This window comes from Streptomyces hebeiensis (genome assembly GCF_052983195.1).
This window is the reverse complement of the sequence record NZ_CM129812.1, coordinates 1,204,320-1,230,684: the sequence shown is the minus strand read 5'-3', so window position 1 is coordinate 1,230,684 and position 26,365 is coordinate 1,204,320. Positions and strand designations below refer to the sequence as shown.

Annotated in this window: 22 protein-coding genes; 16 read left to right on the top strand and 6 right to left on the bottom strand. The window is 73.4% G+C overall.

From position 1 onward, the window contains the following. Positions 1-92 precede the first annotated feature (92 nt). The 3 genes from ACU6P3_RS05285 to ACU6P3_RS05275 form a co-directional block, all read right to left on the bottom strand. On the bottom strand, positions 93-914 hold the full coding sequence (locus ACU6P3_RS05285; protein WP_447196125.1) for a hypothetical protein: 822 nt from the start codon (positions 912-914) through the stop codon (positions 93-95). Between the two features lie 162 nt (positions 915-1,076). Continuing rightward, positions 1,077-1,658, bottom strand: a complete 582-nt coding sequence (locus ACU6P3_RS05280) for a pyridoxamine 5'-phosphate oxidase family protein (protein WP_447196124.1) — start codon at positions 1,656-1,658, stop codon at positions 1,077-1,079. Between the two features lie 126 nt (positions 1,659-1,784). Beyond that, entirely contained in the window at positions 1,785-2,735 is a 951-nt protein-coding gene (locus ACU6P3_RS05275) for a hypothetical protein (RefSeq protein ID WP_447196123.1), read from the bottom strand. A gap of 227 nt (positions 2,736-2,962) precedes the next feature. Here ACU6P3_RS05275 and ACU6P3_RS05270 point away from each other — a divergent pair, with 227 nt between their 5' ends. The 4 genes from ACU6P3_RS05270 to ACU6P3_RS05255 all read left to right on the top strand — a co-directional run bounded on the left by ACU6P3_RS05270 (position 2,963) and on the right by ACU6P3_RS05255 (position 7,972). After that, a complete protein-coding gene (locus ACU6P3_RS05270) occupies positions 2,963-4,156 on the top strand; it encodes an argininosuccinate synthase (RefSeq protein ID WP_030754378.1) in 1,194 nt (397 codons plus the stop codon). A 159-nt stretch (positions 4,157-4,315) separates the two neighbouring features. Further along, positions 4,316-5,773, top strand: coding sequence for an argininosuccinate lyase (gene argH, locus ACU6P3_RS05265; protein WP_447196122.1), 1,458 nt, complete (start codon positions 4,316-4,318; stop codon positions 5,771-5,773). Between the two features lie 109 nt (positions 5,774-5,882). Then, complete coding sequence (locus ACU6P3_RS05260) at positions 5,883-6,431, top strand: TetR/AcrR family transcriptional regulator (RefSeq protein ID WP_447196121.1); 549 nt, start codon at positions 5,883-5,885, stop codon at positions 6,429-6,431. Then, the gene (locus ACU6P3_RS05255; RefSeq protein ID WP_447196120.1) at positions 6,428-7,972 is read left to right on the top strand and encodes an MFS transporter; all 1,545 of its coding nucleotides are present in this window, start codon (positions 6,428-6,430) and stop codon (positions 7,970-7,972) included. The genes ACU6P3_RS05260 and ACU6P3_RS05255 overlap by 4 nt, the downstream gene beginning before the upstream one ends. A gap of 184 nt (positions 7,973-8,156) precedes the next feature. On the opposite strand, the gene ACU6P3_RS05250 is transcribed toward ACU6P3_RS05255, so the two are convergent. After that, positions 8,157-8,864, bottom strand: coding sequence for a lysophospholipid acyltransferase family protein (locus tag ACU6P3_RS05250; protein ID WP_447197769.1), 708 nt, complete (start codon positions 8,862-8,864; stop codon positions 8,157-8,159). A 288-nt stretch (positions 8,865-9,152) separates the two neighbouring features. Between ACU6P3_RS05250 and ACU6P3_RS05245 the strand changes: the two genes are divergently transcribed. From ACU6P3_RS05245 to ACU6P3_RS05235, 3 genes are all read left to right on the top strand, one after another. Further along, positions 9,153-10,316, top strand: coding sequence for a glycerophosphodiester phosphodiesterase (locus ACU6P3_RS05245; protein ID WP_447196119.1), 1,164 nt, complete (start codon positions 9,153-9,155; stop codon positions 10,314-10,316). Positions 10,317-10,748: 432 nt separating this feature from the next. Next, the gene (locus tag ACU6P3_RS05240; protein WP_447196118.1) at positions 10,749-11,375 is read left to right on the top strand and encodes a sigma-70 RNA polymerase sigma factor region 4 domain-containing protein; all 627 of its coding nucleotides are present in this window, start codon (positions 10,749-10,751) and stop codon (positions 11,373-11,375) included. Between the two features lie 36 nt (positions 11,376-11,411). After that, positions 11,412-11,915, top strand: a complete 504-nt coding sequence (locus ACU6P3_RS05235; protein WP_447196117.1) for a GNAT family N-acetyltransferase — start codon at positions 11,412-11,414, stop codon at positions 11,913-11,915. Positions 11,916-12,079: 164 nt separating this feature from the next. On the opposite strand, the gene ACU6P3_RS05230 is transcribed toward ACU6P3_RS05235, so the two are convergent. Further along, entirely contained in the window at positions 12,080-12,520 is a 441-nt protein-coding gene (locus tag ACU6P3_RS05230; RefSeq protein ID WP_447196116.1) for a hypothetical protein, read from the bottom strand. A 6-nt stretch (positions 12,521-12,526) separates the two neighbouring features. Continuing rightward, the gene (locus ACU6P3_RS05225) at positions 12,527-12,886 is read right to left on the bottom strand and encodes a hypothetical protein (RefSeq protein WP_447196115.1); all 360 of its coding nucleotides are present in this window, start codon (positions 12,884-12,886) and stop codon (positions 12,527-12,529) included. 173 nt (positions 12,887-13,059) lie between these two features. Between ACU6P3_RS05225 and ACU6P3_RS05220 the strand changes: the two genes are divergently transcribed. The 9 genes from ACU6P3_RS05220 (at position 13,060) to ACU6P3_RS05180 (ending at position 26,330) form a co-directional block, all read left to right on the top strand. Next, a complete protein-coding gene (locus ACU6P3_RS05220; RefSeq protein WP_447196114.1) occupies positions 13,060-13,704 on the top strand; it encodes an HAD family hydrolase in 645 nt (214 codons plus the stop codon). 442 nt (positions 13,705-14,146) lie between these two features. Further along, positions 14,147-15,307 carry a methionine ABC transporter ATP-binding protein gene (locus ACU6P3_RS05215; RefSeq protein WP_447196113.1) on the top strand — a complete coding sequence of 387 codons (1,161 nt, stop codon included), beginning with the start codon at positions 14,147-14,149 and terminating at the stop codon, positions 15,305-15,307. Then, positions 15,304-15,975 (top strand): methionine ABC transporter permease, encoded by a 672-nt coding sequence (locus ACU6P3_RS05210; RefSeq protein ID WP_030754351.1) that lies wholly within the window; start codon positions 15,304-15,306, stop codon positions 15,973-15,975. Before ACU6P3_RS05215 ends, ACU6P3_RS05210 begins: the two co-directional genes overlap by 4 nt. 93 nt (positions 15,976-16,068) lie before the next feature. Then, the gene (locus tag ACU6P3_RS05205) at positions 16,069-16,923 is read left to right on the top strand and encodes a MetQ/NlpA family ABC transporter substrate-binding protein (protein ID WP_447196112.1); all 855 of its coding nucleotides are present in this window, start codon (positions 16,069-16,071) and stop codon (positions 16,921-16,923) included. Between the two features lie 181 nt (positions 16,924-17,104). Beyond that, positions 17,105-17,743 carry a GNAT family N-acetyltransferase gene (locus ACU6P3_RS05200; protein WP_051765856.1) on the top strand — a complete coding sequence of 213 codons (639 nt, stop codon included), beginning with the start codon at positions 17,105-17,107 and terminating at the stop codon, positions 17,741-17,743. Positions 17,744-18,099: 356 nt separating this feature from the next. After that, positions 18,100-19,320: a precorrin-6y C5,15-methyltransferase (decarboxylating) subunit CbiE gene (cbiE, locus tag ACU6P3_RS05195; RefSeq protein ID WP_447197768.1), complete on the top strand. Its 1,221-nt coding sequence runs from the start codon at positions 18,100-18,102 to the stop codon at positions 19,318-19,320. A gap of 343 nt (positions 19,321-19,663) precedes the next feature. Further along, complete coding sequence (gene cobT / locus ACU6P3_RS05190; protein WP_447196111.1) at positions 19,664-23,683, top strand: nicotinate-nucleotide--dimethylbenzimidazole phosphoribosyltransferase; 4,020 nt, start codon at positions 19,664-19,666, stop codon at positions 23,681-23,683. Between the two features lie 498 nt (positions 23,684-24,181). Continuing rightward, a complete protein-coding gene (cobA, locus tag ACU6P3_RS05185; RefSeq protein WP_447196110.1) occupies positions 24,182-25,519 on the top strand; it encodes a uroporphyrinogen-III C-methyltransferase in 1,338 nt (445 codons plus the stop codon). Then, the gene (locus ACU6P3_RS05180; RefSeq protein WP_447196109.1) at positions 25,512-26,330 is read left to right on the top strand and encodes a TrmH family RNA methyltransferase; all 819 of its coding nucleotides are present in this window, start codon (positions 25,512-25,514) and stop codon (positions 26,328-26,330) included. Before cobA ends, ACU6P3_RS05180 begins: the two co-directional genes overlap by 8 nt. Positions 26,331-26,365 lie beyond the last annotated feature (35 nt).

The window sequence follows — 26,365 nt, the reverse complement described above, 5'->3', positions numbered from 1 at the left end:
CGGATTTGAGTGGCGGCCAGTTCAAACGGATGCCGGAGGAGACCGAGCGGAGTCGGCCTTTGGCCGTTTATGGAGCTTCTGCTACGAGGCTTTTACGAGGCTTTCCGGGCGGCTCGCTGCCGCGCGGTGTGTCCGTCGCCCACGATGTCCGTGATGGCGGTCGGCCCGCCGGTCGTGCCGATCGCGATGTGCGGGGCCCGGACCGGGTCGGCCCAGCTCAGGATGGCGCTCATGGTGCCGGCCGGTACCGAGACACACCCCGCGGTGGCGCCCTTGCCGTTGACGTGCAGGAAGATCCCGGCGCCCCGGCCGCGCACCGGACGGTCGTAGTTGAAGCCGATCACCAGGCCGCGCGCGTACTGCTGCCCGTAGTCGACCATGTGCTCGGCGCGGGAGGCCCGGCAGTCGTCGGGCAGACCCTCCACCCAGCGGTTGTAGGAGGCCGAGTCGTTGTCCTGGCACCACCACGAGTCGTCCGTCACCGGCCGGTAGCCGTACAGCGTCCCCGCCGGAGCGGGCTCGATACCGAAGGCGTACGGCATGGCGTACACCCCCGCGGGGGTGGTGGAGGTGCCCTGTTCGCGCTTCCGGCCGGCCACCAGCCCGCCCGCTCCGAAGCGCGCCTTCGCGGAACCGGCGGCCACCCAGTGACCCTCGCGCCGGTCCCACCAGGTGACCGTGCCCGTGGTCGATGTGGTGGCGGGCGCCTCGGCGGTGATGAGCTGGTCACCGCCGCCGGTGTCCGCCATCCGCTCGGGCAGGGGGGTGTCGGCGGGTGGCAGGGAGGGCGGGGAGGGCTGGGACGGTGCCCTCCGCGGCGCGGGGGAGGCGCGGGCGTCCGGGGCCGTGACAGCGGTGGCGGTCAGGGCCGCAGTGGTGAGCAGCGTGGCGGCGAGTACGAGGGAGAGGCGCATGGTCCGGACCGTAGCCGGGCGGGCGGGCGGCGGCCTGCTCACTGCGCCGAACGGCCCGCACCCCGACGGCCGGACCGCGGCGGTATCCGGGGCACGAGGTGCGGGCCGGCCCGCGCGGCCCGGTCGCGGGGACCGCGGCGTGCGGAGGCGACCGGCCCGGCGTCAGTCGCCGCGCGGCGGCAGCGGCAACGGCAGGGCCGGCAGCCCGTCCAGGCTCACTCCCACGTGGTCCTTCTTCTCGCAGTACGCGGCGAACTCCTCGTCCGTCTTCCGGGCGAAGTGTTCGGCGTGCTGCGTGCGTTCCTCGCGGTAGTCCATGAACGGCACCGCGAATCCGCAGGAGTCACTGACGCGCTCGGCGTGGATCACGATGATCGCCCGGGCGGCCGGCCCGTCGGCGTCCTTGAAGTAGGGGATGTACAGCGCCCAGCGCGGGTCGTCCCGGAAGACGGGCTCGCCCCGGCCGTGCACCCGGAGCACCTTCGGCGGTCCGGTGAACGCGCACCACATCAGGGTGATCCGGCCGTTCTCCCGCAGATGCGCGATCGTCTCGGCGCTGCTGCCGCCGAAGTCGAGGTAGGCGAGGGTCAGGCTGTCGAGCACCGCGAGCGTCCCGGCCCGTCCCTTGGGGGAGACGTTCACATGGCCGTCGCCGGTCAGCGGGGCGGTCGCGGTGAAGAAGACGGGCTGTTCCTCGATGAAGGCGCGGACGCGTCCGTCGATCCGTTCGTAGAGCTTTCCCATGGGGCCGAGTATCGGCCGTCGGCCGCCGTCCCGGAAGATCCCCGGGACGGCGGCCGACGTCGTCGTGGCCCGTCAGCAGTGCTGTTCGTGGCCGGGGTCACACGGTGCCGGCTCGCCGTACCGGCCTCAGCCGTTGAGGGCGCAGGCGGCGAGGGAGTCCAGCCCGGCGGGCTTCTCGGCGGTGCGGCCGATGGCGGTGGCGATGCGGTTGATGGTGGCGACGCGCTTGTCCTCCAGCGGGCCGAGGATGGCGTTCTGGACGAAGTTGGCCCCGCCCTGGCCGACGGTGTCGATCAGGCGCTGGTTGGCCTCGCTGATCTGGGTGTCGAGGAGGGCGAGGTTGCGGTCCACCTCGGCCTGGGCGGAGGCGGGGATCGCGGGCAGGCTGGGCGCGACGTCCGGGCAGTTCACCGTGGAGGCGCCCGTGGCACCGCCGGCCCCGTCCCCTCCGGCGTTGCCCGCGTCACCCCCGGCGTTCCCGGCACCCGCGTCTCCGGCGCCGGCCCCGGCGTCTCCGGCGCCCGCGCCCGCGTTCCCGGCACCGGCTTCCCCGGCCCCGGCGTCGCCCGCACCCGCGTCGCCGCCCGCGTTACCCGCGTCCCCGGCGCCCGCACCCTCGCCCGCCGCCCCGGCGTTCAGCGTGCAGGCGGCGAGGGAGTCCAGCCCGGCGGGCTTCTCGGCGGTGCGGCCGATGGCGGTGGCGATGCGGTTGATGGTGGCGACGCGCTTGTCCTCCAGCGGGCCGAGGATGGCGTTCTGGACGAAGTTGGCCCCGCCCTGGCCGACGGTGCTGACCAGGCGCTGGTCGGCCTCGTTGATCTGGGTGTTCAGCAGCGCGAGGTTGCGGTCCACCTCGGCCTGGGCGGAGGCCGGGATCGCGGGCAGGCTGGGCGCGACGTCCGGGCAGTTCACCGAGCCGGGCGACGCCGCCGTACGGCCGTCGGCCGCCGCCTGGCCGCTGTCGCCCTCCCCCGCCATGGCACTGCTGACGATCACCGCGCCCGACAGCACGACCGCTGCCGCGCCACCCGCGATGAGAACACGGCGCTTGTTGTACTTCGCGATACCCCTGGACATGCGGAAACCTCACTCGGATCAGGGTGGGGAGGACGCCGTCCGGTGCGTGGCCGGACGGCTTGCCCTTGATGGTCTGGACGCGGCGCCTGCGTTCGGTGAGGTGTACGGGACCGGGCGTCCCGGTGTTCAAACCTGGTGCGGATTGTTCGAACCAATCCGAGATTGACGAATCATACGGAGCAATGCATAGTTATACCCATCAGTGAATGCACCGTAAGGAGAAACCCGTGACCGAGCGCGTCGTACTCGCCTACTCGGGCGGCCTGGACACCTCCGTCGCCATCGGCTGGATCGCCGAGGAGACGGGCGCCGAGGTCATCGCCGTCGCCGTCGATGTCGGCCAGGGCGGCGAGGACCTGGACGTCATCCGCAAGCGCGCGCTCGCCTGCGGTGCCGTCGAGGCCGAGGTCGCGGATGCCAAGGACGAGTTCGCCGACGAGTACTGCCTCCCGGCGATCAAGGCCAACGCCCTCTACATGGACCGGTACCCGCTGGTCTCCGCCCTCTCCCGGCCCACGATCGTCAAGCACCTCGTCGCCGCCGCCGAGAAGCACGGCGCGGGCACCGTCGCGCACGGCTGCACCGGCAAGGGCAACGACCAGGTGCGGTTCGAGGCCGGTATCGCCGCCCTCGGTCCCGACCTGAAGTGCATCGCCCCGGTCCGTGACTACGCGATGACCCGGGACAAGGCGATCGCCTTCTGCGAGGAGAAGAACCTCCCGATCGCCACCACCAAGAAGTCCCCGTACTCCATCGACCAGAACGTCTTCGGTCGCGCGGTGGAGACGGGCTTCCTGGAGGACATCTGGAACGCGCCGATCGAGGACATCTACGAGTACACGCAGAACCCGGCCACCGCCCGCGAGGCCGACGAGGTCGTCATCTCCTTCAAGGAGGGCGTCCCGGTCGCCATCGACGGCAGGCCCGTCACCGTCCTCCAGGCGATCCAGCAGCTCAACGAGCGGGCCGGCGCCCAGGGCATCGGCCGGATCGACATGGTCGAGGACCGGCTCGTGGGCATCAAGTCCCGGGAGGTCTACGAGGCCCCCGGCGCGATCGCGCTGATCACCGCCCACCAGGAGCTGGAGAGCGTCACGGTCGAGCGCGAGCTGGCCCGCTACAAGCGCCAGGTCGAGCAGCGCTGGGGCGAGCTGGTCTACGACGGCCTGTGGTTCTCCCCGCTCAAGCGCGCCCTGGACGGCTTCATCAACGAGGCGAACCAGCACGTCACGGGCGACATCCGGATGACGATGCACGGCGGGCGCGCCGTCGTCACCGGCCGCAGGTCGGAGCAGTCGCTGTACGACTTCAACCTCGCCACGTACGACACGGGCGACACGTTCGACCAGTCCAAGGCGCAGGGCTTCATCGAGATCTTCGGCCTCTCCTCGAAGATCGCGGCCAAGCGCGACCTGGGCTGAGGCGTCTCTGAGTCCAGCCCCCTGCCGTACGGCGACACGCGTACGACGGCCGCCTCCCCGGTCCTCGAGCCGGCGGGGGCGGCCGGGTCTCCCCGGCGTCGTGTCCTCCCGGCACCGCGTCCGTCTTCCCCGCCTCCCCAGCCTTCCCAAGGAGCAGAAGTGAGCAGCAACAACGGTGACGTCCGGCTCTGGGGCGGCCGTTTCGCCGACGGGCCGTCCGAGGCCCTGGCGGCCCTGTCGGCGTCCGTCCACTTCGACTGGCGGCTCGCTCCGTACGACATCGCCGGCTCCCGTGCCCACGCCCGCGCGCTGCACCGGGCCGGGCTGCTCGGCGACGACGAGCTGACCCGCATGCTGGCCGGTCTCGACCAGCTGGAGGCGGACGTCGCCGACGGCTCCTTCACCGGCACCGTCGCCGACGAGGACGTCCACACGGCCCTGGAGCGCGGCCTGCTGGAGCGTCTCGGCGCCGATCTCGGCGGCAAGCTGCGGGCCGGGCGGTCCCGCAACGACCAGATCGCCACGCTGTTCCGGATGTACCTGCGCGACCACGCCCGGATCATCGGAGGGCTGATCGCCGACCTCCAGGACGCGCTGGTCGGCCTCGCCCAGAAGTACGCGGACGTCGCCATGCCCGGCCGTACGCACCTCCAGCACGCGCAGCCCGTCCTCTTCGCGCACCACGTCCTGGCGCACGTCCAGGCGCTGTCCCGGGACGCGGAGCGGCTGCGCCAGTGGGACAAGCGGACGGCGGTCTCCCCGTACGGCTCGGGCGCGCTGGCCGGGTCCTCGCTCGGCCTGGACCCCGAGGGCGTCGCCATGGACCTGGGCTTCGAGCGCGGCTCGGCGGGGAACTCGATCGACGGCACGGCCTCGCGCGACTTCGTCGCCGAGTTCGCCTTCATCACCGCGATGATCGGCGTCAACCTGTCGCGGATCGCGGAGGAGGTCATCCTCTGGAACACGAAGGAGTTCTCCTTCGTCACGCTGCACGACGCCTTCTCCACCGGCTCGTCGATCATGCCGCAGAAGAAGAACCCGGACATCGCGGAGCTGGCGCGCGGCAAGTCGGGGCGGCTCATCGGCAACCTGACCGGCCTGCTGGCCACCCTCAAGGCGCTGCCGCTCGCCTACAACCGTGACCTCCAGGAGGACAAGGAGCCGGTCTTCGACTCCTGCGACCAGCTGGAGGTCCTGCTGCCGGCCCTCACCGGCATGATGGCGACCCTGACCGTGCACCGGGAACGGATGCAGGAGCTGGCCCCGGCAGGGTTCTCGCTGGCCACCGACATCGCCGAGTGGCTGGTCCGGCAGGGCGTGCCGTTCCGGGTCGCGCACGAGGTCGCGGGGGAGTGCGTCAAGGAGTGCGAGGCGCACGGCATCGAGCTGGACCAGCTGACCGACGAGCAGTTCGCGAAGATCTCCGAACACCTCACGCCGGACGTGCGGTCGGTGCTCAACGTGCCGGGGTCGCTCGCGTCCCGGAGCGGCCGGGGCGGTACGGCGCCTTCGGCGGTGGCCGTCCAGCTCTCGGAGGTCAAGGCGGACCTGGTGATCCAGCACGCCTGGGCCGACGCCAAGAACAAGGTCGCGAAGGGCGATGACGCGAAGAGTTGAGGACGCGGCGGGCTGACGGCTCGAACAGCCGGGGACGCTCGAACAGCCGGGGACGGTCGAACAACCCCCACATGAGACGTTCGCGTCTCATGTGGGTTATCTTCGGCTCATGGCTGTCAATCGTGAACAGGTGCTGCGCACCGCTGCCGCGCTCCTCACCCGGCAACCGACCGCGACGATGGACGAGGTCGCCAAGGCCGCCGGCATCGGCAGGGCCACGCTGCACCGGCACTTCGCCGGGCGCGAGGTGCTGATCGAGGCGCTGGAGGAGCTGGGCATCCAGGAGCTGGAGACGGCGCTCGACGGGGCCCGGCTGGACGAGGGCGCGGCCGACGAGGCGCTGCGGCGGCTCGTCGAGCTGATCGAGCCCGCCGCGGGCCTGATCGCCTTCCTCGTCACCGAGAACCAGCTCTTCGAAGGCGACGTGCACGAGGGCTGGACTCGGACCGACGCGCGCTTCGCCGCGCTGTTCCGGCGCGGCCAGGAAGAGGGCGAGTTCCGGATCGACCTCAGCCCCGCCTGGCTGACCGAGGCCCTGTACGGACTGATCGGTGCCGCGGCCTGGTCGGTCCAGGACGGGCGGGTGGCGGCCAAGGACTTCTCGTACATGGTCGTCGAACTGCTGCTCGGCGGCGCGCGCCGGAGCGTGCGGTCATGACCGGTGTGCAGAACCCGGCCCAGGCCGAGAGCGCCGTCGCCCAGCGCCCCGGGCGGTGGCTGGCCCTGGTGGTGCTGGTGCTGGCGGTACTGCTGGTGGCGGTCGACGCCACGGTCCTCGGTCTCGCCACGCCCTTCCTCAGCGAGGACCTCAAGCCGTCCGGCACCCAGTTGCTGTGGATCGGCGACATCTACTCGTTCGTGATCGCGGGCCTGCTGGTCTCCATGGGCAGCCTCGGGGACCGCGTCGGCCGCAAGAAGCTGCTGCTGTGCGGGGCGGTCGCGTTCGGCGGGGTCTCCGTCCTGACCGCCTACGCGGCCACGCCCGAGATGATGATCCTGGCCAGGGGCCTGCTCGGGGTCGCGGGCGCCACTCTGATGCCGTCGACCCTCGCCCTGATCCGGACGCTCTTCCACGATCCGAGGGAGCGCAGCGTCGCCATCGGCGTCTGGGGCGCGATGGCCTCGGCGGGCGCGGCGGTCGGCCCGGTCGTCGGCGGCTTCCTGCTGGAGCACTTCTGGTGGGGCTCGGTCTTCCTGATCAACCTGCCGGTGATGGCGCTGCTGGTGGTCGTCGGCATCAGGACGCTGCCCGAGTCGCGCAACCCGGCGCCCGGTCCGTGGGACGCGCCCAGCGTGCTGCTGTCGCTGGTCGGCATCGTGGGCGTCGTCTACGCGATCAAGGAGGCGGCGGCGCACGGGCCGGTCTGGAGCGCCGCCGCGGCGGGTGCGCTGGGCGCGGGCGCCCTGTACGCGTTCGTACGGCGCCAGCTCACGCTCCCGTCGCCCCTGCTGGACATGCGGCTCTTCCACCGCCGGGGCTTCTCGGCGGCCGTTCTGGCGGACCTGCTGGCCATTCTCGGCCTGTCGGGACTGGTGTTCTTCCTGTCCCAGTACCTGCAACTGGTCCAGGGGCGTTCACCGTTGGAGGCGGGGGTGGCCGAACTGCCGGCCACCGTGGGCGCGATCGTGGCGGGCCTGATCGCCGGGCGGGCGGCGCGGCGCTTCTCCGTGCGGTCCGTCGTGAGCGGCGGCCTCGCGGCGATCGGAGTCGCGCTGGCGGCCCTGCTGTGGCTCGGCGTGGCCACGGGCTATCCGCTGCTGGGCACGGTGCTGCTGGTCGTCGGTGTCGGCGCCGGCTTCTCGTTCACGGTCACGGCGGACGTGATTCTCTCCAGCGTGCCCAAGGAGGAGGCCGGTTCCGCCTCGGCGGTGTCCGAGACGGCCTACGAACTGGGCGCGGCGCTCGGTATCGCGCTGCTGGGCTCGATCGTCACGGGTGTCTACCGCGGCTTCCCGACCCCGCCCGGCGTCCCGGGGGACGCCGGGTCGGCGGCGCACGAGTCGCTGGGCGGTGCGGCGGAGGCGGCCGCCCACCTTCCGTCTCCGCTCTCCGCCGACCTCATGGCCGCGGCCCAGGAGTCCTTCGTCGCCGGTCTGCACGCCGCCTCGGCGGTCGGGGCGGTGGTCCTCCTGGCGGCGGCGACGGCGACGTGGTTCCTGCTGCGCGGCCAGAGGCTGGGGCACGACACGGAGCACTGAGCCGGCCGGCCCACCCGGGGCCGGGGCCCGGGCCATCCCGGGGACCACCGGCCCGGCCCGTTCCGAGGCCCGTCGCAAGCGCCTTCCCGGGCCCGGCACCCCGCCATCGACGCGGGCCCGTCGTGTCCGGCCGGGTACGGGCGGAGCGCACCGCGGGGATCACCCCGGGGCGCGCCCCGCCCCGTCACGCCGCCTTCGCCTTCGTGGCGTACATGTCCACGTACTCCTGCCCCGACAGCCGCATCACCTCGGCCATCACCGAGTCCGTCACCGCCCGCAGCACGTACCGGTCGCGGTCCATCCCCTCGTACCGCGAGAACTCCATCGGGTCCCCGAACCGCACGGTCACCTTGCCGAGGCGCGGCATTCCCGCACCGTTCGGCTGGAGCTTGTCCGTGCCGATCATGGCGAAGGGGACCACCGGCGCGCCCGTCATCAGCGTCAGCCGCGCGATGCCCGTACGGCCCCGGTACAGCCGGCCGTCCGGCGAGCGCGTGCCCTCCGGGTAGATGCCGAAGATGTTGCCGCCCTCCAGCACCCGGCGGCCCGTCATCAGCGCCGCGACCCCGCCGCGCCCGCCGTCGCGGTCCACCGGGATCATGCCGACGCCCGTGAAGAACCAGGCCATCAGCCGCCCCTTGAGGCCCTTGCCCGTGACGTACTCGTCCTTGCCGATGAAGAAGACCTGGCGGTCGCAGACCAGCGGCAGGACCACCGAGTCGATGAAGGTGAGATGGTTGCCGGCGAGGATCACCGGCCCGCTCCCCGGGATCTTCTCCGCGCCCTCCACCCGAGCGCGGAACAACAGGCGCAAGATCGGTCCGAGCACTGCCTTGAGGAGTGCGAAGCGGGACAACGGATCCTCCCGTGTCGTGGGACGGTCTGGGAACAGTGGGTCGTGCGGGTACTGCCGGTGTCACGTGCGCCGACCGCCCGTCCGTCGTGCCGAAGCCGTCGGCCGGTGAAGTCTGTGCAGGTGAGGACGATACTCGCGGGCCGCCCGTCCGCGCACACCGGGTTCACCGATGTGATACGCGCTGTTGACATGCGTTCCCGGTGAGTTCGCCGCACGTCTCCCCCACGGAGGGCCGCGCCGCTTACGCTCGGGCCCCGTCCGGCGGGTGCGGGACATCACACCCGGCGCCGCACCGGACACCACATCGAGGAGCAGGGAGCCTTCATGACTCAGGGTGCGCACCACACGCCCGGACGGCGGACCGTACTGGGAGCAGCGGTGCTCGGCTCGGCCGCCGTCGCGCTGCCCGTCGCGACACAGGCCACGGCACAGGCCGCCGAGCGCGGTACGGCGGACCGCGGCCCCGCGGGCCCCCGCCTCCCGGTCCCCACGATCGTCGGCCACCGCGGCGCCAGCGGCTACCGCCCCGAGCACACCCTGGGCTCGTACCAACTGGCCCTCGACATGGGCGCGCACGTGATCGAGCAGGACCTGGTGCCCACCAAGGACGGCCATCTCGTATGCCGTCACGAGAACGACATCACCGGCACCACGGATGTCGCCGACCATCCCGAGTTCGCCGGCCGCCGGACCACCAAGAGCGTCGACGGCGTCAGCCTGACGGGCTGGTTCACCGAGGACTTCACGCTCGCCGAGCTCAAGACCCTGCGCGCCAAGGAGCGCATTCCCGGCACCCGCCGGCACAACACCCTCTACGACGGCCGCTGGACGGTTCCCACGTTCGAGGAGGTGCTGCGCTGGGCGGACGAGCAGGGCCGCCGCCGGGGCCGCCCGGTCTGGCTCTACACCGAGACCAAGCACCCCACCTACTTCCGCTCCCTGGGCCTCGGCCTGGAGGAGCGGCTGGCGAAGCTGCTGCGCCGCCACGGGCGGGACCGCGCGGACTCCGCGATCTTCCTCCAGTCCTTCGAGCCCAGCAGCATCCAGCGGCTGGCGAAGCTGGTCGACTCGCCCGGCGTCGTCCTGCTCGACGCGGCGGGCACCCGGCCCTGGGACTTCAAGGTCGCGGGCGACCCGCGTACGGTCGACGACCTGGTCGCGCCGGCCGGCCTGAAGTGGATCGCCTCCTACGCGCGGGGCATCGGCCCGGCCCTCGACCTCGTCATCCCGAAGGACGGCACGGGCAAGCTGGGCGAGCCGACCCCGCTGGTACGGGACGCGCACGCCGCGCGCCTGGTCGTCCACCCGTACACGCTGCGCAACGAGAACGCGTTCCTGCCCGCCGACTTCCGGCGCGGTACGGACCCGGCCGCCTTCGGTGACGCCTTCGGCGCGCTCACCGCGTACTTCGAGACGGGCATCGACGGCGTCTTCACCGACCACCCGGACACCGCTCTGCTGGCCCGGGCGGATTTCGTCAGCCGCTGACGCCCCGTTACCCCGGTCGGGTGACGTGCCCGGCCGGGAGCAACCGTCCGTCGCCGTCGTGTCGTCCCGCCCGTCATGACGCCGGACTTCATGCCAGCCCCAGGCCCACTCTCCCGGAAACCGGACATGGCCGTCCCGTCCCGCCGCGCGGCCCGGCCGCCGCGGACCGGCGCGCCGCGCGCGCCGCTGCCCGAACGGCCCAGGACCGTGCCGGTGGCACGAACCCCGCGCGGTACGGGCGGTACGGGCGGTACGGGCGGCTCAGGGGGCGCAGGCAGCACGGGCGGACCGACAGGCACGGGCGGCACACACGCCCCCGCCGGACCAACAGGCCCACGTATCCCGAGCATCCCGGGTGTCCCCGGCACCCCGGGGAGGCCGGAAGGGCACAACGCCTCGGGCGCACCGGCCTCCTCCGACGACCTCTTCCGCGTGCTCCTCCCGCTCGTACGCGCCGAGGCGGAGGCCGAGGCAGCGGCGGCCGGCGCCGAGGCCCGTGACCTCGAACAGGGCGTCTGGGTACGGCTGCTGGAACGGCTCGCGCACGCCCCGGCGGAACGCCACGCCCCCGGCGGCCGCCGTCCCCGTGACGCCTCCGATCCGTACGTCCCGGCCCCGCACGCTCCCGCCGCCCCGGGCCTGCCCGGCCCGTACGCCCCCGCCCAGGACGCTCCCGGCCCCGGCGACGGCCTCGCCCACTGGGTACGGGACGCCGTACGGGAGGAGGCCCGCCACGCGCTGCGCATCGCCGCGCACGAAGGCCGTTACGTCCGCCGCGACGGCCCCGCCGCCGGCCCCGAGACCGACCCCGAACGGCTCGCGCTGCGCACCGACCGGCGCCGTACGCTCCGCGCGGCCGTCGGGCGCACCCCCGGTCGCTGTCCGGAGGTGCTCACCGCGATGCTGTCGCCCAAAGACCCCACCTACCGTGAGATCGCGGGGGAGTTGGGCATGTCACAGGGCAGTTTGGGGCCATTGAGGTCGAGATGCCTGGGATGCCTTCGCAGATTGCTGGTGGCGGAGGTTGGGCTTCCGGGCCGAAGGGGAATGGAGCGATAGACAACCGGTCGGCAAGTGAGCGGGAGGCATGCACACATGGGCATGAGCGTGACCATCTCAGCGGCGAGAGAGCAGGACGCGGAGCAGATCCTCAAGCTCCAGTACCTCTGCTACCAGTCAGAGGCCGAGCTCTACGGCGACTACACCATCGAGCCGCTCACTCAGAGCCTCGACGATCTCACGGCCGAACTCGCCCGTGGGCACGGTCTGGTGGCCCGCCTCGGTGACGAAGTGGTGGCGTCGGTACGCGGCTGTGCGGACGCGGAGGGCACCGCACGGATCGCCAAGCTCGTCGTCCACCCGCGGCTGCGCCACCACGGTCTCGGGGGACGGCTGCTCGACGCCATGGAACTGCACTTCACGAGCGATCCGGCCGTCCGGCGCCTGCAGTTGTCCACCGGCCACCGCAGCGAGGGCAATCTGCGGCTGTACCGCAGCCGTGGCTACACGCCCGTGGTGACGGAACAGGCCGGGCCGCGCCTGCGGCTGGTCACCCTGGAGAAGGCGGCTCCCTCCGGGACGTATGCGGCGAGCGCCTGACGTGCGGGGCGGAATCCTTCGGGTCGCTCCGGTCCCGCCCGCCGCTCCCGCCGGTCCCGTCCGGTCCCGGGCGTCCGACCGACTCGGCCGCAGAGGATTCCGCCGTCATCCCCCTCCCGCCGGCCGGCCCCCGTCACCCGGCCTCCGGTGCCGACCGGTCCCCGTCATCCCGTCGCCGAAGCGGTCGCCGCTCCGTCTCCCCGGGACCTCCGCAGCCAGAGGATGCCGGTCACGGGCAGCAGCACGGGGATGAACACGTATCCCATGCCGTAGTCCGACCAGACCGTGGCGTCCGGGAAGGCCGACGGATCCGCCAGCGTCCAGGTCCCGACGATCAGGACCCCCGCCAGCTCGGCGCCGCAGCACACCAGCGCCGCCTTGCGCGCCGTCTCCCCGCCGCGCACGAACGTGTACGTGATGAACACGTACACCACGCCCGCCACGGCCGACAGGACATGGGCCAGGGGCGCGCTGTCGAAGTCGGTGGCGATCTGGTAGACCGACCGTGAGACGGCGCCGACGGACATCACGCCGTACAGCCACACCAGCAGCAGACCGGGGCCCCGCACCAGCTTCGCGGGTGCCACCCGCCCGTCCTCCGCCATACCGCGTCACCCTCCCCAGATGTCGTGCAGCCGTACTTCCAGCACCGCGAGGACGACCGCGCCCGCCGACACGGTCACCGAGCCCCAACGGGTCCGCTCACCGAGCGAGAGGAAGCCTGCCGCCGGAACCGCCAGCAGAGCGCCCAGCAGGTACGAGACGAAGATCACCGATCCCTGCGCGGGCCGTTCACCCCGGGCCAGCAGCACGATCGCCACCGCCAGTTGGACGAGCGTCAGCAGGGTCACGACGGCCATGCCGATGAAGTGCCAGTCCTTGGTGGGCTGGTCGCGGTACGCGGCGTGACCGCACCAGGCGGCGAGGACGAGCGCGGTCACGGAGACCGCGACCGTCAGGGCGACAAGCATGGCCCTGAGCGTATTACGGGGTGAAAGGCCCTCGTCGCGCGCCCCCGGACGGCCCGTGCCCGACCTCCCCGGGGCCCTCGGGCGGCGGTCCGGACCCCGGGCGTGGGGGTGTGCACGGTCCGGACACCGCCCGGACGCGGACCGGTCGCCCCGGCCACGTAGGGTCGGGCCACATGAAGACGCACGCCGAAGCCCTGCTGTTCGACAACGACGGGACCCTTGTCTCCTCCCAGGACTCGGTGGACCGCTGCTGGGGCCTGTGGGCGAAGGAATACGGCATCACCGCCGAGGACCTGGCGCGGGCCGGGCTGCACGGTCGTCCCGCGGCCGAAATCGCCGCCGACCTGCTGCCCGCCGGTATCGTGCCCGCCGCCCTGGCCCGCATCGAACAGCTGGAGGTGGACGACGTCGCCTCCGTCACGGTGCTGCCGGGCACCGCCGACCTGCTCGCCGCCCTGCCGGGCGAGCGCTGGGCCGTGGTCACCTCCGCCACCCGCCGCCTGGCCGAGGCCCGGCTCGCCCGGGCCGGCATCCGGCCCAAGACGGTGATCGCCGCCGACGACATCACGCGGGGCAAGCCCGACCCGGAGCCGTATCTGCTCGCCGCCCGGCGGCTCGGGGTGGCGCCGAAGCGCTGTGTCGTCTTCGAGGACGCCCCGGCGGGACTCGCGTCCGCGCACGCCGCCGGCATGCGGACCGTGGCCTTGGCCACAACACACGACCGGTCCGAACTGACCGCCGATGCGGTGGTCAGCGACCTCTCCCAGGTATCGGTGCAGGTCACGGCGGACGGGGTGGAGATCCGTACGGCCGGGTGACGCCCTCGACGCGAGGGCGCCGTACGGCGTGGACCGGCCGAACCGTCCGAATAGCGCGACAAAAATGTCCGGTATACGGACTGTCTTCTTTCGGCCGGGCGCCGGTCTGCTTTACTGACGGCATGACCACGACGAGCTACCGCGCCCCCGCGACCGAGGCGATCACAACGCCCGGTGCTCGTTGTCTGTGTCGAATGTGCGCCATCTGAGGGCCCCTGCCCGACGCCTCGCGCCCCGAAGCGAGGCCCGTACGACAGCCCGCGCCACGTCCGTGCGCCATGGGGCCCCGTCACACCGGGGACCGTGCGCCGGACCGCCCCGCCTCCGCCCGCACACACCGCCGCACGCCCACCCGCCGCGTCGGTGTGGAGCGTCGGAACGACGAATGCCCCGTGTCCGGCTCACACTGCGCCGGGCACTCGACAGTGACGGATACCCCCCTGTGATCACTACTACGGGCCTGACGAAGGTGTACCGGTCCGCGCGCTCGCGCGGCCGGCACGTCACCGCGCTCGACGGCGTCGACCTGCACGTCCGCGAGGGCGAGGTCTTCGGCGTCGTCGGACAGAGCGGCGCCGGGAAGTCGTCGCTCATCCGCTGCGTGAACCTCCTGGAGCGCCCCACCTCCGGCACCGTGACGGTGGACGGCCAGGACCTCACCGCACTCGCAGGCCGCGGCCGGCGGGCGGGGCGGGAACTGCGCAAGGCCCGCAGCTCCATCGGCATGGTCTTCCAGCACTTCAACCTGCTCTCCTCGCGGACGGTCAAGGACAACGTCGAGCTGCCGCTGGAGATCCTGGGGGTCTCCGGCCAGGCACGCTCCCGCCGCGCCCTGGAGCTGCTGGACCTGGTCGGCCTGGCCGACAAGGCCAAGGCGTACCCCGGCCAGCTCTCCGGCGGGCAGAAGCAGCGCGTCGGCATCGCCCGCGCGCTGGCCGGTGACCCCAAGGTGCTGCTCTCCGACGAGGCGACCAGCGCGCTCGACCCCGAGACCACGCGCTCGATCCTCCAGCTGCTGCGCGACCTCAACCAGCAGCTCGGCCTGACCGTGCTGCTCATCACGCACGAGATGGAGGTCGTCAAGACGATCTGCGACTCGGCCGCGCTGATGAGCGGCGGCCGGATCATCGAGTCCGGCACGGTCGACGGGCTGCTCGCCACCCCCGGTTCGCGGCTCGCGCGGGAGCTGTTCCCGGTGGGCGGGGCGGCCTCCGGCCCGGGCCGTACGGTCGTCGACATCACCTTCCACGGGGAAACGGCGAGCAGGCCGGTGATCTCGGAGCTGGCTCGCACGTACAACATCGACATATCGATCCTGGGTGCCGCGATGGACACCGTCGCCGGACGCCAGATCGGCCGGATGCGCATCGAACTGCCCGGCTCCTACGAGGACAACGTCGTGCCGATCGGCTTCCTCCGGGAACAGGGGCTCCAGGCCGAGATCGCGGACGAGGACGGCGGGGACGCCGGGGACGAGAAGAACCACCGGACCGCCGGGGCCGCGGCCGCCCCCGGGGCGGCCGGGACGGCGGAGGCCGCACGCGGCGCCGCGCCGACCGTCCCCGCCCAGCAGACCGCCCCGGCGAAGGAGACGCCCAAGTGACCTGGTCGGAAATGCAGCCCCTGCTGTCCCAGGGGACCATCGACACCCTCTACATGGTGCTGTGGTCCGCGCTCGTCACCATCGGCGGCGGACTGCCCCTCGGACTGCTGCTCGTCCTCACGGACCAGGGCGGACTGCTCCGGAACGCCCCGGTGAACAAGGTCCTCGGTGCGATCGTGAACATCGGCCGCTCGCTGCCCTTCATGATCCTGCTCATCGCGCTGATCCCGTTCACCACCCTGGTGGTGGGGACGTTCATCGGCCCGACCGCGATGATCGTGCCGCTCTCCGTCGGCGCCATCCCGTTCTTCGCGCGGCTGGTCGAGACGGCGGTCCGCGAGGTCGACCACGGACTGGTCGAGGCGGTCCAGGCGATGGGCGGCTCGATCCCCACGATCATCCGCAAGGTGCTGCTGCCACAGGCGCTGCCCTCGCTGGTCTCCGCGGTGACCACCACCGTCATCGTCCTCATCGGCTACTCGGCCATGGCGGGCGCGGTCGGCGGCGAAGGTCTCGGTTCCAAAGCGGTCACCTACGGGTTCCAGCGCTTCGAGAACAACTTCATGATCGCCACGGTCGTGATCCTCATCCTGATCGTCACCGTGATCCAGCTGATCGGGGACGGAGTCGTACGGCTGCTCGCCCGCCGGGGCCGCGCCGCGTCCTGATCCCCGGCCGGCTCTCCCGACCTCCCGCCGGCCCGCACTCCTTGTCCGGGCCCTCACCACGACACCCGTTTCTTTCGGAAAGAGGCACTTTTCGTGCGTACCAGCATCAAGTACACGGCGGCCGCGGCCGCCACCGCCGCCCTCGCCCTCGGTCTCACCGCCTGCGGCACCGCGTCCGACCCCGGCTCCTCCGACGGCGCCACGGCCGACACCTCCAAGCCGCTGGTCGTCGCCGCGTCCCCGACCCCGCACGCGGACATCCTGAACTACGTCAAGAAGAACCTCGCGGCGAAGGCCGGCCTCACGCTGGAGGTCAAGGAGTTCACGGACTACGTCCTGCCGAACACCGCCACCCAGAGCGGCGAGGTCGGCGCCAACTTCTTCCAGCACAAGCCGTACCTGGACGACTTCAACAAGAAGAAGGGCACCGACATCGTGCCTGTCGTCAACGTCGAGCTGGAGCCCCTGGGCCTGTACTCGAACAAGGTCAAGGACGTCAAGGACCTCAAGTCCGGCCAGACCGTGGCGCTCCCGAACGACACCACCAACGAGGGCCGCGCGCTCAAGCTGCTCGCGGACAACGGTGTGATCACCCTCAAGGACGGCGTGGGCAACGACGCCAACCTCTCCAGCATCAAGGACGCCAAGGGGCTGAAGTTCAAGGAGCTGGAGGCGGCCACCCTGCCCCGGGCCCTGAACGACGTCGACGCGGCCGTCATCAACGGCAACTACGCCATCGAGGCCAAGCTCAGGCCCGCCGAGGACGCGCTGGTCCTGGAGAAGGCGGAGAACAACCCCTACGCCAACTTCCTCGCCGTGAAGCGCGGCAACGAGAACGACCCGCGGGTGCGGAAGCTGGCCGAGCTGCTCAACTCGCCCGAGGTGAAGAAGTACATCGAGGACACCTTCGACGGCGCGATCGTGCCCGCGTTCGGCGCGGTCAAGTAGGACCGCCCGCCAGGGCCGCCGGACCGTACACGTCCGTGCGGCAGTTCTTCGCCCGTCGGCGAGTGCCCCGCGTACACCCGTTGTGCGCGGGGCACTCGTATCCGTACCGCCCCGCCCATGCGCATCCCCGCCCGATGCTGCATGCTGTGCATTTACGACGGACTGAGGCATGGAGCTGTGCATGACTACCACCTTTCCGGACGTCTCCATCAGCACGGAGCGGTTGGTGCTGCGCCCCTTCGAACGGGCGGACATTCCGGCGCACATCGAGATGATGAACGACGAGTTGGTCACCGCCTGGACCTCCGTACCGCACCCGTACACCAGGAGGGACGCCGAGGAGTGGGTCAGCAGGATCGCACCGGCGGAACGTGAGAAGGGCCGCGGGATCGCCTTCGCCGTCACCGAGTTCCTCACCCAGCGGCTCGTCGGTGTCATACGGCTGCGCAACACCAACTGGCACGCCCTCGCCACCGAGGCCGCGTACGTCACCGCTCCCTGGGCCCGGGGCGAGGGGTACGCCACCGAATCGGTGCTCGCCGTCGCCCAGTGGCTGTTCCGCGACCAGAAGTTCGAGCGCATCGAACTGCGCACGGCCGCCGACAACACCGCCTCCCAGCAGGTCGCGCAGAAGATCGGCTGTATCAGCGAAGGTGTCCTGCGCAACGCGTGGATAGCCAGGACCCGCACCGAGGACGGCGGCTGGACCGACATCAGGACCGACCTCATCGTGTGGGGCCTGCTGCCCGAGGACCTCGAGGGAGTCGCCGAACAACTGGCGGACACCTCGGGATACGCGTCGTACACCGACTGGCGCTGAGCGCCGCCGCGCGAACCGGCGACACCCCCGACCGGCCGTCCCGCACCGCCGCCCGCACCACAGGCCCGTGCCGGCCGCGTCCCCGTACCACCCGCGTCCCCGTACACCCACGCCGCCGTACCACCCACGCCATCGCACCGGACACCGCCCGGCCGTTCCACCCCCGGCCGCCCGGCCGCCCGAAGACCGGGCCAGGTACTCTCACCGTGCCCAACCCGCCCGCCACCGCGCGGCCGAGTCCCCGTGCCACGGCCGCGGTCCGTGCCGACGACGGCCGACCGCCGGGCGGCGGCACCACGCGCGATCCCTCGCGCCCGCCCGCGCCCGCCCGCGACAACCTCGGGAGACTGACGACGATGGCCGACCGCGTCATGGTGATCGGCTGGGACGGCTCGCCCCTCGCCCCCGCGGCCAGGTCCGCGCTCTCGGCCGCCACCCTGGTCGCCGGTGCCGCCCACCACCTCGCGCTCCCCGAGGTGCCGCCGAACGCCGAGCGCATCCGGCTCGGCAGCATCGACCTGGCCGCCCGCCGGATCGCCGGGCACCGCGGCAGCGCCGTCGTCCTCGCCGACGGCGATCCGGGCTTCTTCGGTGTCGTCCGCACCCTGCGCGCCCCCGAACACGGCCTGGAGGTCGAGGTCGTACCGGCGGTCTCCGCCGTGGCCACCGCCTTCGCCCGCGCCGGGATGGCCTGGGACGACGCCCAGATCGTGGTCGCCCACCCGCGTACCCTGCGCCGTGCCGTCAATGTCTGCCGGGCGCACACCAAGGTCGCCGTCCTCACCTCCCCGGGCGCCGGCCCCGCCGAACTCGCCCTGCTCCTCGAAGGCGTCCACCGCACCTTCGTCATCTGCGAGGAACTCGGCACCGAGCGGGAACAGGTCAGCGTGCTGACCTCCGACAAGGCCGCCGACCACGTCTGGCGCGACCCCAATGTCGTGATCGTCATCGGCGGGATCGGCACGGCGGCCTCCCCGGGCGCGGGCTGGCTCGCGGGCCGGGACCCCGGCTACCCGCCCGCCGCCCGCGGCTGGGCACTGCCCACCGCGGAGTACGGCGTCACCCTCGACGAGGGCGAGTCGACCTGGCTGCGCGCCGCCCAACTGGCCAGGCTCGGCCCGCGTACCGGCGACCTCGTCTGGGACATCGGCTCGGGCAGCGGGGCGATCGCGGCGGAGGCCGCCAGGTTCGGCGCCGCCGTCATCGCCGTGGACGACGAGCCGGGGGCCTGCGCCAGCACCGCCGCGGCCGCCCGCCGCGCCGGGGTCCAGATGCAGGTCGTCCAGGGCCGCGCGCCGCAGATCCTGGAGCGGTTGCCCGAGCCGGACGTCGTACGGATCGGGGGCGGCGGCATCGACGTCGTCGTCGCCTGCGCCGACCGCAGGCCCGAACGGATCGTCACCCACGCCGCGACCAGGGACGAGGCGGAGGCTGTCGGCACGGCGCTGAGGGGCGGCGGGTACGTGGTGGAGTGCACCCTCCTGCAGTCCGTCGAACTCGACACCGGCGCCTGGTCGGAGCGCGAACGGTCGGTCGTCTTCCTGGTCTCGGGACGGCGGCGGGAAAGCGCCCCCTGACCCGCGTTCCGCCTGGCGCGAGGTAGGCTGGCCGATCGTTGTACGGCAGCCGGGCGTTCGTCGTTTCGTTCGTCAATGTCCGGAAAAGGGGACTGTTTTGGACCCCCTGTGGTACGACGAGGACCGGGGGACGCGTCGACGTGGCGCAGTCCACACAGCCGGGACGGACCTCCCGCCACGGCTGTGCAAGCCCGCGTGAAACCGCGAGAATTCGTGGACGACCGCGGGCCATTCGTGCCGCGTGGCGCCGACGCTCGTTGTTCTCGACGGGCGCCCCGAGCGCCACGGCGCGGGCGCCCGGTCGAAGGGCTGAAGGAGCACAACCAATGGGCGAGGGGTACGCATGACTGACACCGGCCAGGTCCCGGGCGAGGGACTGCCGGAGAACGCAGGCATGGTGGATCAACCGGGCATGCCCGCTCCCGGCACGTACACCTACCTGGACCCCTCGGCGCCCGCCACCGAGGACGAGGACGTCCTGCTGATGCCCAGTTCCCAGGGGGGCTGGGGCGATCCGCAGGTGGTGCCCGCGGAGACCCACGCCGCGTACGCCGCGCCCGGGGGCTACGCCGTCCCCGACGGGTATGCGGCCAACGGCGGCTACGCGCTCCCCGAGGGGTACGCGACGCAGGAGGGCTACCCGGCCCCCGACGGGTACGCGGTGCCCGAGGGGTACGCGGTGCCCGAGGGGTACGCCGCCCCCGCCGAGGTGTACGCGGGCGCGGGGGCGGCCGGTCACCCCGGCCAGGGCGCCGAGGCGTACGCGAACCCCGAGCAGGCCCAGGTCCAGCAGGTCGCGGTCCAGCAGCAGGTACCGCCCATAGAACAGCCGGCGCCGACGGCGGAGCCGGTGGCCCAGGCCCAGACGCAGCTGCCGGCTCAGGCCCAGGGCGGCCCGGCGATGCCGGGGCAGCAGGCCGTCGCGGAGGCGCGGCACGCCCATGAGACGCCCGAACAGCCCGGGTTCGCCCCGGCGGGGCCGGACACGGCGGCGTCGGCGCAGGCGGTTCCGGAGGCCGGGACGGGCGTTCCCGACCCGGGCCAGGCGCCGGAGGCCGCCGCCGGAACCCGGGCCCCGCACCAGCCGGACGCGCACGAGACGGGGGGCCGCGACACCGGTTCGGTGGACCTCAGCGGTGTACGGATGCCGCCCACGCCCGCCCCGGCGTCGGCCCCGGCCGCCCCGATGCCGCCGCGCCGTCCGCTGCACCTCGGCCCGCCGGTGCCCGACCCGACGGGCGGCGTGGTGCGCTCGCTCGCCGACCGGGGGCCCGCGGGTGCCCCGTCGCCCACCGCGCGGGCGCGGAAGCGGCCCCAGCAGGCCCAGGCGGCCGCGCCGGTCCAGGTCCCCGTCCAGGCCCCGGCCCAGGTCCAGGTTCAGGCGCCGCCCCAGGCCGCCCCGGCGGTCGCGGTGGATCAGCCCGCCGTCGCGGGGGGCGAGGGCGCGACGCCGCCGGGGCCGCAGCTGGGCGAGATGCCCCCGCAGGCGGGCGAGCCGTGGACGACGGAGGCCCCGGCCGAGCCGCAGCCGCGGCAGCAGTCCGGTCCCGGGCCGGCCACGGCCGAGGCGGAGGCGCCCGCAGAAACGGTCGTCCCCGAGGCGGTTCCCACGCCGGTCCCCGAGCAGGTGACGGAGCCCCCCGGGACGACACAGGCGCCCCAGGAGGTGCCGGCGCCTCAGGAGCCGCAGGTCCCGCAGGGAGAGGAGGCCCCCGAAGCCGCGGCAGTGGAACCCGCCGCGCAGCCGGCCGCCGAGCCCGTCCCGGTACCGGAGGCCGCCGTCGCGGAGCCCGCCGCCATGGCCGAGGCGCCCGTGCCGGAGGCCCCGGCGGAACCGGCCCCGGTGACCGAGCCCCCCGCTCCGGTGGCCGAGGCGGGACAGGAGCCGGCGCCCGCCGTTCAGCAGGAGCCGGAGCAGGTGACGGAGCCGGAGCCGCTACCCGAACCGGCCGCCGAGGCCGTACCGGAGGAGCGGCCGGAAGCGCAGGCCGAGCCGGTGCGGGCAGCCGAACCGGCGCAGGCACAGGCCCAGGTCCAGACGCCTGATCAGGCGGAAGCCCCGGCCCCCGAGACGGAACCTGCCACCGAGCAGCCCGTCGTCCAGGAAGCGGCCCCGGAGCCCGCTCCCCAGCCGTCCCCCGAAGCCGAAGCCGAAGCCGAGCCCGTTGCGGAAGACCGGACCGAAGCCGGCCGGGCGCCCGCCGCGGAGGAGGCGGAGGTGCCCGCCGCCCCGCCCGCTCCCGAGTCCGTACCGGAACCCGCACCCGAACCCTCCGCCGCGCCTGCTTCCGAGCAGCCGCGGGAGCACCGGGCCGAGCGGGAGACCGCTCAGGAGGCCCCCCAGGAGGCCCAGGAAGCCCCCCAGGACCCCGTGCCCGAGCCCGAGCCCGCTCGACCGGCCCCCGCGACCGCGCCGGCGGCGACGCCGGCAGCGGACTCCGTACCGGACTCAGCACCTCAGCCGGCTCCGGCCGCCGAGGCGCTGACCGAGATCCGGCCGGAGTCCGGGACGGAGGCGGAGTCCGGGACCGAGGCGGAGTCCGGGACCGAGGCGGAGTCCGGGACGGAGACCGAGACACCGGAGGCGACCGGTGCCACCGCTCCCGCCACCCAGGACGAGACCCCCGGCACGCCCGCCGAGTCCGGCTACGACGACGCCGAGCGCGAGGCGGTGCTCCGCGTGATGCGCGAGCGCCGTGACATCCGCAACGGCTTCCGCCCCGACCCCATCCCGCACGAGGTGCTGCTCCGCGTCCTGGAAGCCGCGCACACGGCCCCCAGCGTGGGCCACTCACAGCCCTGGGACTTCGTCGTCATCCGCTCCGCCGAGACCCGGCGGTCGATGCACGAACTGGCCCAGCGCCAGCGCGACGCGTACGCCAAGTCGCTGCCCAAGGGCCGGGCCAAGCAGTTCAAGGAACTGAAGATCGAGGCCATCCTCGACACCCCGGTGAACATCGTCGTCACCGCCGACCCGACGCGCGGCGGACGCCACACCCTCGGCCGGCACACCCAGCCGCAGATGGCGCCGTACTCCTCCGCGCTCGCCGTGGAGAACCTCTGGCTCGCGGCCCGCGCCGAGGGCCTCGGCGTCGGCTGGGTCAGCTTCTTCGACGAGCGGGAGATGGTCCGCACGCTGGGCCTGCCCGAGCACCTCGAGGTCGTGGCGTACCTCTGCGTCGGCTACGTGGACGAGTTCCCGCAGGAGCCGGAACTGCTCCAGGCGGGCTGGTCCAAGCGGCGACCGCTGTCCTGGGTCGTGCACGAGGAGACCTACGGCCGCCGGGCCCTGCCGGGCGAGGACCCGCACAATCTGCTCCAGGAGACCATCACCGGCATCCGCCCGCTGGACGCCAAGGCGCTCGGTGAGGCGTGGGAGCGCCAGAAGCGGATGACCAAGCCGGCCGGTGCGCTCGGCATGCTGGAGATCATCTCGGCACAGCTGAGCGGGCTGTCCCGGATGTGCCCGCCGCCGATCCCGGAGCCGGCCGCCGTAGCGGTCTTCGCGGGCGACCACGGCGTGCACGCCCAGGGCGTGACCCCGTGGCCCCAGGAGGTGACCGGACAGATGGTCGCCAACTTCCTGGCCGGCGGGGCGGTGTGCAACGCGTTCGCGACCCAGGTGGGGGCGGAGGTGTGCGTCGTCGACGTGGGGGTCGCGAGCGAACTCCCCGCCACCCCGGGCCTGCTGCCGCGCAAGGTCCGCGCCGGCACGGCCGACTTCACGACCGGACACGCGCTGACCCGCGAAGAGGTCCTGTCCGCGATCGAGGTCGGCATCGAGACGGCGCGCGACCTGGTGGCCGCGGGCAACAAGGCGCTGCTGACGGGCGAGATGGGCATCGCCAACACCACCGTGTCCGCCGCGCTGATCTCCGTCTACACGGGCCAGGACCCGGCGGAGGTGACCGGGCGCGGCACGGGCGTCAACGACGAGATGCACGCGCGCAAGGTCGACGTGGTGCGCCGCGCGCTCGAACTCCACCAGCCCGACCCGTCCGACCCCATCGGCGTCCTCGCCGCCGTCGGCGGTCTCGAACACGCGGCGCTGGTCGGCTTCCTGCTCGGCGGCGCGTCGATGCGGACACCGGTGGTCCTGGACGGTGTGAGCGCGGGGGCGGCGGCGCTGGTGGCGCGCGCGATCGCGCCGGAAGCCCTGGCGGCGTGCATCGCGGGCCACCGCAGCGCGGAACCGGGCCATGTGGTGGCCCTCAACAAGCTGGGCCTGCGTCCGCTGGTGGACCTCGACCTACGCCTGGGCGAGGGCACGGGCGCGCTGCTCGCCCTGCCGGTGATCCAGAGCGCCGCGCGCGCGATGCACGAGGTGGCGACGTTCGATTCGGCGGGGGTGACGGAGAAGTAGCGGGCCGCTGCCCCGTCGGGCCTCCGCGCATCCACGGACCCGGCGGGGAGGCCGCCCCTCCCGGTCCGGACGCCGGGCACACGGAGCCGCGGGATCGGCCGTGAGCCCAGACGGGCCCGGCGGCCGTCCGTCCCCGGCTCCGCCCCCTGGTACACGGGAGCGGGCCTCCGCCCCGTACCCGCCGGCCCCGGGCACGTCCCCGGGCGGACCGGACACGCCGGACCGGACACGCCGGACCGGGCGCGGCGTGGCGTCTGCCGCGGTGGGCGCGCCCGAGGAAGGGCCGGGACAGAGCGTGGTGGGCGCACCCCCGCGCGCCGCAGCCCCGTAAGCTGATCCTCGGGCCACCCGCCCCCACCAGCCGCTTCACCGACGCAGCGGCCCGCGGCCGGCAGCCCGTGTCCCGCGCCCGGCCGCACCGCGCAACGCGCCCGGCGCGATGCGCACCGCACGCCCGCGCCGCACCACCCGCCCGCTGTCCGAGGAGCCCCTACCGATATGGCCGAGCACGCCGACCGCGCCGCGCAGACGACGCACCCCGCCTACCCCGTAGGACTCCGCCTCGCCGGACGGCGCGTCGTCGTCCTCGGCGGCGGTCAGGTCGCCCAGCGCAGGCTGCCCGCGCTCATCGCGGCCGGCGCGGACGTCCTGCTCGTCTCGCCGTCCGCGACGCCCTCCGTCGAGGCCATGGCGACGAGCGGGGAGATCCGCTGGGAGCGCCGGCGCTACCAGGAGGGCGACCTCGACGGCGCCTGGTACGTCCTCGTCGCCTCCAGCGACCCCGAGGCCAACCGCGCCGCCTCCGCCGAGGCCGAGCGCGCCCGCGTCTGGTGTGTCCGCAGCGACGACGCGGACGCCGCCACCGCCTGGACCCCGGCCACCGGCCGGGACGAGGGTGTCACGGTCGCCGTGCTCACCGGCCGCGACCCGCGCCGCTCCGCCGCCGTACGGGACGCCATCGTCGAGGGACTGCGCGAAGGCACCCTCGCCGCCCCCCAGCACCGCACCCGCACCCCCGGCGTCGCCCTCGTCGGCGGCGGCCCCGGCGACCCCGACCTGATCACCGTGCGCGGCCGGCGGCTCCTGGCCGAGGCCGATGTCGTGATCGCCGACCGGCTGGGCCCGCGCGACCTGCTGGACGAACTGCCGCCGCACGTCGAGGTGATCGACGCGGCGAAGATCCCGTACGGCCGCGCCATGGCCCAGGAGGCCATCAACGAGGCGCTGATCGAACACGCCAGGGCGGGCAAGGCGGTCGTACGGCTCAAGGGCGGCGACCCGTTCGTGTTCGGGCGCGGCATGGAGGAGGCGCAGGCGCTCGCCCGGGCGGGCGTCCCGTGCACGGTGGTGCCCGGCATCTCCAGCTCCATCAGCGTGCCCGGCGCCGCCGGGATCCCCGTCACCCACCGGGGGGTGGCCCACGAGTTCACCGTCGTCAGCGGTCATGTCACGCCGGACGACGACCGTTCCCTGGTGGACTGGGCCGCGCTGGCCCGGCTCCGCGGCACGCTCGTGCTGCTGATGGCCGTCGACAAGATCGGCGCCATCGCCGAGGCGCTCGTCGCGCACGGCAAGGACCCCGGGACACCCGTCGCCCTGGTCCAGGAGGGCACCACGGCCGCCCAGCGCAGGGTGGACGCGACGCTCGCGACGGTGGGGGAGCGGGCCAGGGCCGAACAGGTACGGCCGCCCGCCGTCATCGTCATCGGGGACGTGGTGGCCGTGGCGGCCGACACCCGGGCCGCCACGGCGGGGACCGCGCCGCGCACCGCGGCCGGCGCGGTCCCCGCCCCGGCCGACGCGGACCCGACCGGGGCGGCGCCCGGCCGTGGCTGACCTCATCACCGTCGACGACCCCGACGACCCGCGCCTGCGGGACTACACCGGCCTGACCGACGTGGAACTGCGCCGTCGGCGGGAACCGGCCGAGGGCCTGTTCATCGCCGAGGGAGAGAAGGTCATCCGCCGTGCCGGGCAGGCCGGGTACGCGATGCGGTCCATGCTGCTGTCGGCCAGGTGGGCGGACGCGATGCGGGACGTCATCGAGTCCGCCGGGGCACCGGTGTACGTGGTCGAGCCCCGGCTCGCCGAGCGGGTCACCGGCTACCACGTGCACCGGGGCGCCCTGGCCTCCATGGGCCGTAAACCGCTGCCGACGACGGCCGAGGTGCTGCGTACGGCCCGCCGCGTCGCGGTGATGGAGGCGGTCAACGACCACACCAACATCGGCGCGATCTTCCGCAGCGCCGCCGCGCTCGGGATGGACGCGGTCCTGCTCTCCCCGGACTGCGCCGATCCGCTCTACCGGCGTTCGGTGAAGGTCTCCATGGGCGCGGTCTTCGCCGTCCCGTACGCCCGTCTCGACGGTTGGCCGACCGCGCTGGAGGCCGTCCGGGAAGCGGGTTTCCGGCTGCTGGCCCTCACCCCGGACGCGGCGGCGGTGCCGATGGACACTGTCGCGCCGCACCGGATGGAACGGGTCGCGCTGATGCTGGGCGCGGAGGGCGACGGGCTGTCCCGGCGGGCGCTCGAGGCGGCCGACACCCGGGTCCGTATCCCCATGGCACACGGGGTGGACTCGCTGAACGTCGGTGCCGCCGCGGCGGTCGCCTTCTACGCGGTCACGGCGGGCCGCCCGGAGAGCTGACGGGCCCGCCGGCCACCGGACGGGCACAGTGAAAG

Coding starts and splice junctions, on each gene's coding strand:
- ACU6P3_RS05235 (WP_447196117.1), top strand. CDS start 11,412: ATGGGCATGAGCGTGACCATCTCAGCGGCGAGAGAGCAGGACGCGGAG.
- ACU6P3_RS05225 (WP_447196115.1), bottom strand. CDS start 12,886: ATGCTTGTCGCCCTGACGGTCGCGGTCTCCGTGACCGCGCTCGTCCTC.
- cobA (WP_447196110.1), top strand. CDS start 24,182: ATGGCCGAGCACGCCGACCGCGCCGCGCAGACGACGCACCCCGCCTAC.
- cobT (WP_447196111.1), top strand. CDS start 19,664: ATGACTGACACCGGCCAGGTCCCGGGCGAGGGACTGCCGGAGAACGCA.
- ACU6P3_RS05275 (WP_447196123.1), bottom strand. CDS start 2,735: ATGTCCAGGGGTATCGCGAAGTACAACAAGCGCCGTGTTCTCATCGCG.
- ACU6P3_RS05230 (WP_447196116.1), bottom strand. CDS start 12,520: ATGGCGGAGGACGGGCGGGTGGCACCCGCGAAGCTGGTGCGGGGCCCC.
- ACU6P3_RS05285 (WP_447196125.1), bottom strand. CDS start 914: ATGCGCCTCTCCCTCGTACTCGCCGCCACGCTGCTCACCACTGCGGCC.
- ACU6P3_RS05245 (WP_447196119.1), top strand. CDS start 9,153: ATGACTCAGGGTGCGCACCACACGCCCGGACGGCGGACCGTACTGGGA.
- ACU6P3_RS05255 (WP_447196120.1), top strand. CDS start 6,428: ATGACCGGTGTGCAGAACCCGGCCCAGGCCGAGAGCGCCGTCGCCCAG.
- ACU6P3_RS05200 (WP_051765856.1), top strand. CDS start 17,105: ATGACTACCACCTTTCCGGACGTCTCCATCAGCACGGAGCGGTTGGTG.
- ACU6P3_RS05280 (WP_447196124.1), bottom strand. CDS start 1,658: ATGGGAAAGCTCTACGAACGGATCGACGGACGCGTCCGCGCCTTCATC.
- cbiE (WP_447197768.1), top strand. CDS start 18,100: ATGGCCGACCGCGTCATGGTGATCGGCTGGGACGGCTCGCCCCTCGCC.
- ACU6P3_RS05260 (WP_447196121.1), top strand. CDS start 5,883: ATGGCTGTCAATCGTGAACAGGTGCTGCGCACCGCTGCCGCGCTCCTC.
- ACU6P3_RS05220 (WP_447196114.1), top strand. CDS start 13,060: ATGAAGACGCACGCCGAAGCCCTGCTGTTCGACAACGACGGGACCCTT.